Here is an 11477-nt window from a genome sequence, read left to right as displayed (position 1 = left end):
GCTACGTACCGCTGCTCAATCCTTCGTATGTTTTCACACCAAAAGCTGTAGGAAAGAAGTCGAGATAATGTGCGATTGGCCCTTACAAATCGGGGGTTTGCTGTTTTTTTTGGTTCGCGGAACTTTCTTTCGAAATTGCAGAAAATTCCGACATTTTTCTTTTGAACTATCGCCTAAGGTCTCGCCACTTGAATGGAGTCGGTCGAGAGCAGTGAACAATCCCTTTAGCTTTTGCATGGTTTTCGAAATGCGCCCGAGTTCGGGGTGCGAGAAGCGATGACTTACTCCAGCAAGCTGTTTGCTCGCCACATCGACTTGGCTAAAACGCCCGTGTTCAAAGATAACTTCGCGGGTAGCGACGTGCGCTATTCGAATGAGTTCGAGGCGCTGGAGCTTGAGTTGGGCAAATCGCAGTCCATGCATGAGCAAAACCAGGTCGACTGGTTTGTCGTGATGGAGCAGAGCGAGGCTTTGCTGCGAGACCACTCCAAAGACTTGCGTGCCGGCGTCTGGCTTACCTGGGCGTTGTATCAGAGAGAGTCGTATCAAGGGTTACTGGCCGGGCTGGGGCTGCTGCATTACCTGTGCAAGCACCATTGGGCAGACATACACCCTTTGAAGGTGCGCACCCGTGGCGCGACTATCAGTTGGTTGTCGTCCCGCCTGGATCTGGTGCTCAACGAAAGCATCCCGATCAAAGAGCAACTGCCGCTTTTCAAGCACATGGTTGAGCTGTTGTTGGAGCTGGAGAGCATGCTGGCTCAGCACATGGGCGATGACGTGCCTTTGCTGTTACCGGTTTGCCGCCGCTTGGGGCGCATGGTTCAGCGCGCCGCAGAAAGCCTGCCCGACTCAGGCTCGATTGCGGCAGCAGTGGCGCAGGTCAAGCAAGTTGCCTCGCAGTTACTGGAGCCCGCGGCCCCAATCAATAACGAAAAAGACGCACACAAAGCGTTGCGTGGCTTGCAGGAAGTTGCCCGCCCACTGTGTGTGTGGTGGTTGAAACAGCAGGCCAGCGATGCGCGGGCGTTACGTCTGAATCGCACCCTGACTTGGCTGGCCATCGACGTCACCCCGGAGCGCAACCTGGAGCACATCACCCAATTGCGTGGACTGCCCGCAGACAAGCTCAAAAGTTACAAGGAGCGGTTTGCTCAGGGGCAGTTTGCCGATGTGTTGGTCGACCTTGAGACCAGCCTCACCAAATCACCCTTTTGGCTCGACGGTCAGCGCATGGTCTGGGAGTGCCTGCACGCGTTGAAAGCCGATGGTGCCATGCGTGAGGTCGAGCACCATTTGGCACTGTTGCTCCAGCGCCTGCCTGGGCTTGTGGAACTGCGTTTTAACGACGGTGCGCCGTTCGCCGACCTGCAGACCCGCACCTGGATTGCTGCTCAGGTGATGCCCCATCTTCAGGCCCCGAGCGAGTCACTGGCGGTGGCTACGGTGGCCCAGATGCCGGCATGGGAGATCGCGCTTGAAGCGGCGATGACCGAGTTTCGCGACAGTGGTTTTAAACCCGCGGTGCAATTGCTCAAGCGCGCCCAGAGCGGTGTTCAAGGCGAGAGAGTGCGTTTCTTTTGGCAGATGACCCTCGCCCGCCTGTGCTTTCAGGCCAAGAAATACGAACTGGCCAAGACCCAGCTCGAAATGCTTGACCAGCAACTCCATCGCAACGGGCTACAGGCATGGGAGCCCGATCTGGTTCTTGAAGTTTTGCGTCTTCTACATCGCTGCTGCGAGCTCCTGCCGCAGAACCACGAAGTGCGAGAACGCAAGGATGAGATGTATCGCAGGTTGTGCCACCTCGATCTGGAAGTGGTACTCGAATAGGCCTCAGGGCCGCTCACACGCAAGGAAAAAACGTCATGGCCAAAGAAAGCTCGGTAGCCCCCAAGGAACGTATCAACATCACGTTCAAACCCGCGACTGGAGGGGCTCAGGAAGAAATCGAACTGCCGCTCAAACTGCTCGTGGTCGGCGACTATATCCATCGTTTTGATGATCGAAAGCTTGAAGACCGCAAGCCTATTTCCATCGACAAAATGACCTTTGACGAGGTGCTTTCCAAGCAAGGCCTGGAGTTAAGCATGGGCGTGCCTAATCGCCTTCAGGACGAAGGCGGTGCGGATGAGCTGGCGATTGCGCTGAGTATCCGGGCAATGAAGGACTTCACCCCGGCCAGCCTGGTGAATCAAGTCCCGGAGCTTAAAAAGCTAATGGAGCTGCGAGACGCACTGGTGGCGCTGAAGGGCCCGCTGGGTAATGCGCCGAGCTTTCGCAAGGCGATTGAAGGCGTACTGGCAGATGACGAATCCCGCGCTCGCGTACTGAGCGAACTCGACTTGGTCGTCACTCCGGCCTCTGACGTTTGAGCCCTCTATCAGCAAAGGAAGTCACTATATGAGCACCCGTGCCACCCAGCAAACTGACAATCAAAGCGTGTCGCACAGCGTCCTTGACGACATCATCGCGCAAACCCGACTCACTCCCGAAGACGATGCCTATGACATTGCCAAGCGCGGCGTGGCGGCGTTTATCGAAGAGCTGCTCAAGCCACATAACAAGGGCGAGCCGGTCAAGAAGGCCATGGTTGATCGCATGATCGCAGAGATCGATGCAAAACTAAGCCTGCAGATGGACGAAATTCTCCATCACCCAGCGTTCCAGTCGCTGGAATCGGCGTGGCGTGGCTTGCAGTTGTTGGTCGATCGCACCAACTTCCGTGAAAACATCAAGATCGAAATTCTCAACGTCTCCAAAGAAGACCTGCTGGACGATTTTGAAGACTCCCCCGAAGTCATGCAGTCGGGCCTCTACAAACATATTTATACCGCTGAATATGGCCAGTTCGGTGGCGAGCCGGTGGGCGCGATTATCGCCAACTACTACATGACCCCCAGCTCTCCCGACGTGAAGCTCATGCAGTACGTGTCCAGTGTGGCGTGCATGTCTCATGCGCCGTTCATTGCCGCTGCCGGGCCGAAATTCTTCGGCATTGAAAGCTTCACCGGCATGCCCAACCTCAAAGACCTGAAAGACCATTTTGCCGGGCCGCAATTTGCCAAATGGCAGAGCTTTCGTGAGTCCGAAGATGCTCGCTACATGGCCCTCACGGTTCCGCGCTTTCTGTTGCGCAACCCTTACGACCCTGAAGAAAACCCGGTCAAAACCTTCGTCTACAAAGAAACCGTTGCCAACAGCCATGAGCATTACCTGTGGGGCAACACCGCGTACACCTTCGCGTCCAGGCTGACCGACAGTTTCGCCAAGTTCCGCTGGTGCCCGAACATCATCGGCCCGCAAAGCGGCGGGGCGGTCGAAGACCTGCCGTTGCACCACTTCGAAAGCATGGGCGAAATCGAAACCAAAATACCCACCGAAGTCCTGGTGTCCGATCGCCGTGAATACGAGTTGGCCGAGGAAGGTTTTATTTCCCTGACCATGCGTAAAGGCAGTGACAACGCTGCGTTCTTCTCGGCCAGCTCAGTGCAAAAACCCAAGAACTTCGGCATCAGTGCAGAAGGCAAAGAGGCCGAGTTGAACTACAAGCTCGGCACTCAACTGCCTTACATGATGATCATCAACCGGCTGGCGCATTACTTGAAAGTCTTGCAGCGCGAGCAGTTGGGTTCGTGGAAGGAGCGTTCCGACCTTGAGCTGGAACTCAACAAATGGATCCGTCAGTACGTCGCCGATCAAGAGAACCCGGGCGCTGAAGTGCGTGGCCGCCGTCCGTTGCGTGCCGCACAGATCACCGTCAGCGACGTAGAAGGCGAACCTGGCTGGTACCGCGTGAGCCTCAACGTGCGCCCACATTTCAAGTACATGGGCGCTGACTTCACCTTGTCGCTGGTTGGCAAGCTGGACAAAGAGTAAGGGGAGCCGCTCATGACTGGATACGGCAGTCTTTTCGAGCGCCTGGGCGACGACGCGCATACCCGCAGCACCCTGCGTCGGGAAGACAGCGTCCTGGCGTCCGTGGCTGCCCATCTGGCCAAGATGCTCAGCACCCGGGCGGGCAGCGTGCAAACGCTGCCCGACTACGGGTTGCCCGACCTTAACGACATGCGCCTGAGCCTGCATGACTCGCTGGCTCAGGCACGTCAGGCCATCGAATCATTCATCGCCCGCTACGAACCGCGCCTCAGTCAGGTGCAGGTCAAGCCGCTGGCTAAAGGCGACAGCGAGCTCAAGCTGTCCTTCAGCATTGAAGGCTGGCTGCAAGTTGAAGGGTTCAAGCGCCATGTCGGTTTCACGGCAGAGCTCAATGGCAGTGGCGAGGTCAAGGTCACGTGAAGCTCTGTGAAGGTTTTTCAATGTCTGTAGCAGCCGACTATTAACAGGTAACGCCGTGTCCTTTAACCATTACTACCAAAGCGAATTGACTGCACTACGTCAGTTGGGAAGCCTTTTTGCCGAGCGTAGCCCGGCGTTGGCGCCGTTTTTGGGGCAGGCGGGGCGCGACCCGGATGTCGAACGGCTGCTGGAAGGTTTTGCGTTTTTGACCGGGCGTCTGCGTCAAAAGCTGGATGACGAGTTGCCTGAGCTGAGCCATTCACTGATGCAGTTGCTATGGCCCAATTACATGCGCCCGCTGCCGGCATTCAGCATGTTGCAATTTCAACCGCTCCAACGCCCTGGTCCTGCATTGCTCGTCGAGCGCGAAACCCGCGTGGAGAGCAAGCCTGTAGAGGGGGTGAACTGTCAGTTCAGAACCTGCTACCCGACCGAGATATTGCCCTTGCAGCTGGTTGAGCTCAAACACTCGGTCAAAGGTGAAGGCTCGATGTTAAGCCTGCGTCTGGACATGACCTGTGACGGTCATTTGGGCGAACTGAAGCTAAGCCGCTTGCGCTTGCATCTGGCGGGCGAGCGATACATCAGTCAAATGCTCTACCTCGGATTATTACGCCATCTGCACGACATTGTGCTGGTGCCCCTGGATGCCCAAGGGAAGGGATTGACTGACGCGGACAATTCTCCGCTGACCTTCACGCTTGGCCCTGAGCGTGTTCAGCCTGTGGGGTTTGCCGAAGAAGAAGCGTTGATCCCTTACCCACTGAATACCTTTCGCGGTTATCGCTATTTGCAGGAGTACTTCGCCTTTCAGGACAAGTTTCTGTTTGTCGACCTGGACGGGCTGGACCGGCTGGCGACCCTGTCTGAAGACAACCTCCAAAAGGTGCGCGGGCTGGAGCTGCGTTTCGATATTCGCAAAAGCAGCACCCAGCGCCTGCAGCCCACCCTGCAAAACGTAAAGTTGTACTGCACACCCATCGTCAACCTCTTTACCCACGATGCGATGCCGACCCGCCTGGATGGCAAGCAGGACGAATACCTGCTGATGCCTTCACGCTTGGGGCTAGAGCATTGCGGTGTGTTCTCGGTCGACAAGGTGACAGGCTGGAAAGTCGCTGGCAGCGGTTTGCAGGACTATGTGCCGTTCGAGTCCTTTGAGCACGACCCCAGTTTTGACGTGCTCAAAAAACAGGCCCATTACAGCGTGCGCCAGCGCACGGCACTGCTGCATGAGGGGCTCGACACCTACCTGAGCTTTGGCGCCCGCCAGCCTGAAGAAAGCGAAACCCTTTCCATAGAGCTGACCTGCACCAACCAGAACCTGCCCAGAAGCTTGAACCCGGGTGATATCTGCCTGGCCAGCCCGGGTACGCCCGAATACCTGGAGTTCAGCAATATCACCGCAGTCACGGCCAGCTATGCGCCGCCGCTGACCCGTGACTTCCTCTGGAAGCTGATCAGCAACATGTCCCTTAACTACTTGTCGCTGGCCAACGTGGATGCCTTGAAGGTGATTCTCGAAACCTACGACTTGCCACGTTACTACGACGAGCACGCCGAGCGAGTCAGTAAGCGCCTGCTCGGCGGCCTCCAGTCGATTCGTCACGAACACGTTGACCGGCTGCACCGCGGCTTGCCACTGCGGGGCCTGCGTACCGAGCTGATCATCGACCCGCAAGGCTACATCGGTGAAGGCGACCTGTTCGTTTTTGCGTCGGTGCTTAACGAGTTTTTTGCGCTCTACGCCAGCCTCAATTCGTACCACGAACTGAGGGTCAAGAGCACCCAAGGAGAAACGTACCAATGGACACCGCGCATGGGTCTACAGCCCCTGCTCTAAGCGGGCTGGCCCAGAGCATTCGCGAGTACTCGCTGTTTCAATCGGTGCTGCTGGTCATTGACCGGCTGCGCGATGGCGACCCCGATATCTCTGAGGACGAGCTTTACGAGCGCGTGGAATTTACCGCAAATCCAAGCCTCGGTTTTGCCGGCAGCGACGTTGACCGTGTCGAGTTTTTTACTGAACGCGGGCAAACCCGTGCGCGACTGCGCTTCAACTTGATGGGCCTGGTGGGCGCCGGCTCGCCCTTGCCCGTGTTCTATTGCGAGCAGGCGCTGGGTGACAGTGATGACGGCAATCCAACCCGCGTGTTTATGGATCTGTTCAACCATCGCTTACAGCGGCTCATGCTGCCGATTTGGCGCAAATACCGCTACCGCGCCCGCTTTCAAAAGGGCGCGACGGACCCCTTTTCCAGTCAGCTGTTTGCCCTCATTGGTTTGGGTGGCGAGACCATCCGTGATGCCGAGGAACTGAACTGGCGACGCTTGTTGCCGTACCTGGGTTTGCTGAGTTTGCGCGCGCATTCCGCAGCCCTGATCGAATCGGTGCTGCGCTACTACTTCAAGCACGCCGAGTTGACCATCGAGCAATGCATCGAACGGCGCGTGAACATTCTGCAAGAGCAGCGCAACCGCTTAGGCATTGCCAATCACCAGTTCAGCGAGAGCCTGGTGCTGGGGGAGCGGGTACGCGATTGCAGCGGCAAGTTCCGCATTCATATCCGCCAACTGTCGTGGGAACGTTTTCACGAATTGCTGCCGATTGGTACGGGTTACCAACCGCTGTGCGCGCTGGTGCGTTTCACCCTGCGAGATCCGCTGGATTACGACATTCGGCTGGTACTGCGACATGAAGAAATTCGCGAATTGCGCATTGCCGAACTCAGCCCCTGCCGCCTTGGCTGGACCAGTTGGCTGGGCCGTGAACAGGCCGACGGCGTCGTCACCCTTGCCAGCAAAATTCATTAAGGAACCATGGCCATGATCAATGTAGACCTGCAACAACTGATACAGGCACTGGACGCACCAACCCGGCGTGATCTGGAAGGCTGCGCCGAACGTTGTGTTGCCCGGGGTGCCAATAAAATTCTGGTGGAAGACCTTCTGCTGGCGTTGCTCGAACGCCCGCAAGGGCTGCTGGCAAGGGCAATGCTGGATGCCGATATTGATGCCGGTCAGTTGAGCGCAGCGTTGCAGTCGGACGCAGAGAGCAATCCGTCACGCAACCCGGTATTCGCCCCGGAGTTGGTGCAGTGGTTACAGGACGCCTTGCTGGTGGCCAGCCTTGAGCTGGGCCAAAGTCAGGTTGATCAGGCAGCACTGATTTTGGCGTTGTTACGCAACCCTTTGCGCTACGCAGGCAGCCGCTATCAAGTGCTGCTGGCGAAGCTGGATATCGAACGGTTGAAAGGCTTTGCGCTGTCACAGCAAGACACGCCGGCCAACGGCAAGCCGGCTGCTGCGGGTGAATCGTTGCTCGCTCGTTTTACCCACAATCTCACCGAACAGGCGCGGGCAGGCCAGCTTGACCCGGTGCTGTGTCGTGACGATGCGATTCGCCAGATGATCGACATACTGGCCCGTCGGCGTAAAAACAACCCGATTGTGGTGGGCGAGGCGGGCGTGGGTAAAACCGCGATTGTCGAAGGCCTGGCTTCTCGTATTGCCGCGGGTGAAGTGCCTGCTGTGCTGCAAGGCGTTGAATTACTCTCCCTGGACATGGGCTTGCTGCAAGCCGGGGCCAGCGTCAAAGGGGAGTTTGAGCGTCGCCTCAAAGGCGTGATCGACGAGGTCAAGGCTTCGCCCAAACCCATCATTCTGTTTATCGACGAAGCCCACACCCTGATTGGTGCCGGGGGCAACGTGGGCGGCTCGGATGCCGCCAACCTGCTCAAGCCGGCGCTGGCGCGCGGCGAGTTGCGCACGATCGCAGCCACGACGTGGGGCGAGTACAAAAAATACTTCGAAAAAGACCCGGCACTGGCCCGGCGTTTTCAGCCAGTGCAACTGCATGAGCCGACAGTCGGTGAGGCCGTGACCATTCTGCGAGGTCTGGCGCAAGTTTACGAAAAGAGCCACGGCATCTATCTGCGTGATGACGCCGTGGTCGCGGCCGCCGAGTTGTCTGCGCGCTATCTGGCAGGTCGTCAACTGCCCGACAAAGCTGTGGACGTGCTCGACACCGCCTGCGCCCGAGTGCGAATCAGCCTGGCGGCCGCCCCGGAACGCCTGGAACGCTTACGCGGTGAACTGGCCGAGGGCGGTCGGCAGCAACAGGCCATGCAACGTGATGCCGACGCGGGGTTGCTCATCGACCAGACAGTATTGGCTGCGTTGGTAGAGCGGCTGGACGAGGCTGAGAGCGAGCGTGCCGCGCTAGAAGTGCGTTGGGACGAACAGCGCACGCTGGCGCAAAGGCTTCTGAGCTTGCGTCAGAAAGTGGCCGAGGCCCGCGACGCGTCGCAAATAGAAGCCTGCGAAACCCTTGCAGGCCTCGAAACCGAGCTTAACGAAACTCACCGTGCGCTGAGCGACGCCCACAGTATCGATCGGCTGGTGAGCTTCGAAGTGTGCCCGCGTCTGGTCGCCGAGGTCATCAGCGCCTGGACCGGTGTGCCGCTCAGCCAATTGGCGCGGGAACACAGCAGCAAGGTCGCCAGCTTTGGTAGCGACTTGCGCAACCGTATTCGGGGGCAGGAGCAGGCCGTGCAGGCGCTGGACCGCTCAATGCGCGCCACGGCCGCGGGCCTCAATAAACCGGATGCCCCGGTCGGGGTGTTCCTGCTGGTCGGCCCCAGCGGGGTCGGCAAGACCGAAACCGCGCTGGCGTTGGCCGACCTGCTGTACGGCGGCGAGCGGTTTATCACCACCATCAACATGTCCGAATTTCAGGAAAAACACACCGTGTCGCGGTTGATCGGCGCGCCCCCCGGATACGTGGGTTATGGCGAGGGCGGCATGCTCACCGAGGCCGTGCGCCAGAAGCCTTACTCCGTGGTGCTGCTCGATGAGGTCGAAAAAGCCGATCCCGATGTACTCAACCTGTTCTATCAAATCTTCGACAAAGGCGTGGCCAATGATGGCGAGGGCCGGGAAATTGATTTTCGCAACACGCTGATCCTGATGACCTCCAATCTGGCCAGTGAGCGCATCAACACCCTGTGTGAAAACGGCGCCCGGCCGAGCGCCGAAACCCTGGAACAAAGCATCCGCCCAGTGCTCAACAACCATTTCAAACCAGCGTTGCTGGCCCGAATGCGCGTGGTGCCTTATTACCCGGTCAGTGGGCCTGTGCTGCGCGAGCTGGTTGAAATCAAGCTCCAGCGCCTGGGCGAGCGCTTACAGCGGCGTCACTTGCAGTTCAGTCATTGCCAGGGGCTGGTCGACCATCTGGCTGAACGTTGCACGCAAAGTGACAGCGGTGCGCGCCTTATCGATTACCTGCTCGACGCCCATGTCCTGCCGTTGATTGCTGATCGCTTGCTGGAAGCCATGGCCAATGCTCAAACCTTGACCCGCGTGCACGTAACCCTGGACGCCATGGCCTCTGTGCAGTGTGAGTTTGCATAAGGTGGCGCAGATGTTCGCGCACGTTGCACAGCCGCTGGCTTATGCCGAGTTGCTGTTGCAACAGTTTGCCTGTGTGGCCAGAGCCGGCGACGCTGCGACAGCGGCCTCGGCGTGTGTGCGTGCCATCGCACCGCTTACCGGGTGTGAACTGGGCCAACTGTATGTGCTCGATGCTTCTCATAAGTGTCTGGAACGCCTGGCCGAGTGTTGTCAGGGGCAAGGCAGCGCTCAACCACGGCAGGGCGCCGGTGTACCGGTTGATTACACCGGCGAGCAACTGCTGCAATTTGCCCTGTGCCAAAACCGGGTGGTGTGTATCGGTGATCTGAACGCGGGGGTCTACGACCTCGGCTTTTTACCCCAGCAAACCCAGCCTTGGCGCTCACTGCTGTGTATACCCCTGGTGAACGCTCACCACGCGGTTGAAGGCCTGTTGTTGGCGGCCAGTCACGAGGCGGTCGAGCTTCAGGGATATGCGCCATCGTTAGGCGCGCTGGGGGCGTTTGCCGTGATGCAACACCGCGTGCTGCAACAGGGTGTAAAGGTCCTCTTGCCACCTGAACGGAGCATTACGTCAACCGGGCTGGTGGGCAAAAGTGCAGTGATGCGCCGCACCTATGGCCTGATCAACAAAGTGATCCACAGCCCGTACACCGTGTTGCTATTGGGCGAAACCGGCACCGGCAAAGAAGTGATTGCGCGCACGATTCACGACAGCAGCACCCGCCGCAGTCAGCCCTTTGTTGTGCAGAACTGCGCAGCATTCCCTGAAAACCTGCTCGAAAGTGAGCTGTTTGGTTACCGCAAGGGCGCGTTTACCGGTGCAGACCGTGACCGTGTCGGACTATTTGACGCGGCCAGCGGTGGCACCTTGCTGCTGGACGAAATTGGTGACATGCCGTTGTCGCTGCAAGCCAAGTTACTGCGGGTGTTGCAGGAGGGTGAAATCAGGCCCTTGGGTTCCAACGAATCGCACAAGATCGATGTACGCATCATCGCGGCGACCCACCGCAACCTGACCGAGATGGTCAGCCAAGGCCAGTTTCGCGAAGACCTTTACTACCGCCTTGCGCAGTTCCCTATCGAATTGCCCGCCTTGCGTGAGCGTGAGGGCGACCTCCTTGAGCTGGCCCGGCACTTCGCTGACAAGGCGTGTCAGTTTTTGCAACGCAAGCCTGTGCTCTGGAGTGATGCGGCGCTGGCCCTGCTGGCGGGCTACGCCTTTCCCGGCAACGTTCGCGAGCTTAAAGGGCTGGTTGAGCGGGCTGTTCTGCTGTGTGACGGCAGCGAGTTACAGGCAGAGCATTTCTCATTGCGCAGAGATGTCAGCCCTGTCCCCCTCCACTTGAGCCTGCGAGCGCGGATGGAGCACGTGGAGCGCGGGCTGTTACTCGACTGTTTGCGCAAGCACGCCGGCAACCAGACCCGCGCCGCTCACGAACTGGGCGTGGCGCGACGCACGCTGCTGTATCGACTGGAGCGCCTGAACATCGTGCCGGATGACTTTAAGGCGATGGCCTCGTGATGCCCTCTGACTGCTTTATGCCTTTGCCCGCAAGGCCCTCGACGGGTCAAGCCGAGGCCCTGATCACCCCCTGGAGACTTCCCCTATGACTGCTCGTCACTGGTACGCCGTCCTGCTGACCCTCGCCGTGCTGTGTGGTGCGAGCGGCTGTGGTGGCAATTACAAATTCAACGACAACAGCTATCGCCCATTGGGTGATCCGCAGGCGGTCAATCGCGGCAAATGACCGCAAGGAGTC

9 protein-coding genes are annotated in these 11477 nt (G+C 58.5%); all 9 read left to right on the top strand.

What is annotated here, in order from left to right:
• Window positions 1-276: 276 nt before the first annotated feature.
• Window positions 277-1833: a type VI secretion system protein TssA gene (gene tssA / locus EQV93_RS03205; RefSeq protein WP_240890859.1), complete on the top strand. Its 1557-nt coding sequence runs from the start codon at window positions 277-279 to the stop codon at window positions 1831-1833.
• A gap of 35 nt (window positions 1834-1868) precedes the next feature.
• Window positions 1869-2375 carry a type VI secretion system contractile sheath small subunit gene (gene tssB, locus EQV93_RS03200; protein ID WP_122782041.1) on the top strand — a complete coding sequence of 169 codons (507 nt, stop codon included), beginning with the start codon at window positions 1869-1871 and terminating at the stop codon, window positions 2373-2375.
• A gap of 28 nt (window positions 2376-2403) precedes the next feature.
• Complete coding sequence (tssC, locus tag EQV93_RS03195) at window positions 2404-3879, top strand: type VI secretion system contractile sheath large subunit (protein ID WP_240890858.1); 1476 nt, start codon at window positions 2404-2406, stop codon at window positions 3877-3879.
• A 12-nt stretch (window positions 3880-3891) separates the two neighbouring features.
• A complete protein-coding gene (tssE, locus tag EQV93_RS03190) occupies window positions 3892-4299 on the top strand; it encodes a type VI secretion system baseplate subunit TssE (protein WP_122782039.1) in 408 nt (135 codons plus the stop codon).
• A gap of 55 nt (window positions 4300-4354) precedes the next feature.
• Window positions 4355-6142 carry a type VI secretion system baseplate subunit TssF gene (gene tssF / locus EQV93_RS03185; RefSeq protein ID WP_240890857.1) on the top strand — a complete coding sequence of 596 codons (1788 nt, stop codon included), beginning with the start codon at window positions 4355-4357 and terminating at the stop codon, window positions 6140-6142.
• Entirely contained in the window at window positions 6106-7113 is a 1008-nt protein-coding gene (gene tssG, locus EQV93_RS03180) for a type VI secretion system baseplate subunit TssG (RefSeq protein ID WP_122782037.1), read from the top strand. Before tssF ends, tssG begins: the two co-directional genes overlap by 37 nt.
• 6 nt (window positions 7114-7119) lie before the next feature.
• Window positions 7120-9714 (top strand): type VI secretion system ATPase TssH, encoded by a 2595-nt coding sequence (gene tssH / locus EQV93_RS03175; RefSeq protein ID WP_240890856.1) that lies wholly within the window; start codon window positions 7120-7122, stop codon window positions 9712-9714.
• A 10-nt stretch (window positions 9715-9724) separates the two neighbouring features.
• Window positions 9725-11239 carry a sigma-54 interaction domain-containing protein gene (locus EQV93_RS03170; RefSeq protein ID WP_240890855.1) on the top strand — a complete coding sequence of 505 codons (1515 nt, stop codon included), beginning with the start codon at window positions 9725-9727 and terminating at the stop codon, window positions 11237-11239.
• A gap of 85 nt (window positions 11240-11324) precedes the next feature.
• Window positions 11325-11465, top strand: a complete 141-nt coding sequence (locus EQV93_RS03165) for a type VI secretion protein (protein ID WP_122782034.1) — start codon at window positions 11325-11327, stop codon at window positions 11463-11465.
• The last annotated feature ends 12 nt before the right edge of the window (window positions 11466-11477 follow it).

It is taken from the genome of Pseudomonas sp. TMW22091 (assembly GCF_022496705.1).
Lineage (GTDB): Bacteria > Pseudomonadota > Gammaproteobacteria > Pseudomonadales > Pseudomonadaceae > Aquipseudomonas > Aquipseudomonas saxonica.
The sequence above is the reverse complement of the archived record's forward strand: the minus strand, read 5'-3'. Positions and strand labels throughout refer to the sequence as shown.

Excerpts from the sequence above, each read along its gene's own strand:
- tssE (WP_122782039.1), top strand. The coding sequence starts at position 3,892 with ATGACTGGATACGGCAGTCTTTTCGAGCGCCTGGGCGACGACGCGCAT.
- tssA (WP_240890859.1), top strand. The coding sequence starts at position 277 with ATGACTTACTCCAGCAAGCTGTTTGCTCGCCACATCGACTTGGCTAAA.
- tssC (WP_240890858.1), top strand. The coding sequence starts at position 2,404 with ATGAGCACCCGTGCCACCCAGCAAACTGACAATCAAAGCGTGTCGCAC.
- tssG (WP_122782037.1), top strand. The coding sequence starts at position 6,106 with ATGGACACCGCGCATGGGTCTACAGCCCCTGCTCTAAGCGGGCTGGCC.
- tssB (WP_122782041.1), top strand. The coding sequence starts at position 1,869 with ATGGCCAAAGAAAGCTCGGTAGCCCCCAAGGAACGTATCAACATCACG.
- tssH (WP_240890856.1), top strand. The coding sequence starts at position 7,120 with ATGGCCATGATCAATGTAGACCTGCAACAACTGATACAGGCACTGGAC.
- EQV93_RS03170 (WP_240890855.1), top strand. The coding sequence starts at position 9,725 with ATGTTCGCGCACGTTGCACAGCCGCTGGCTTATGCCGAGTTGCTGTTG.
- EQV93_RS03165 (WP_122782034.1), top strand. The coding sequence starts at position 11,325 with ATGACTGCTCGTCACTGGTACGCCGTCCTGCTGACCCTCGCCGTGCTG.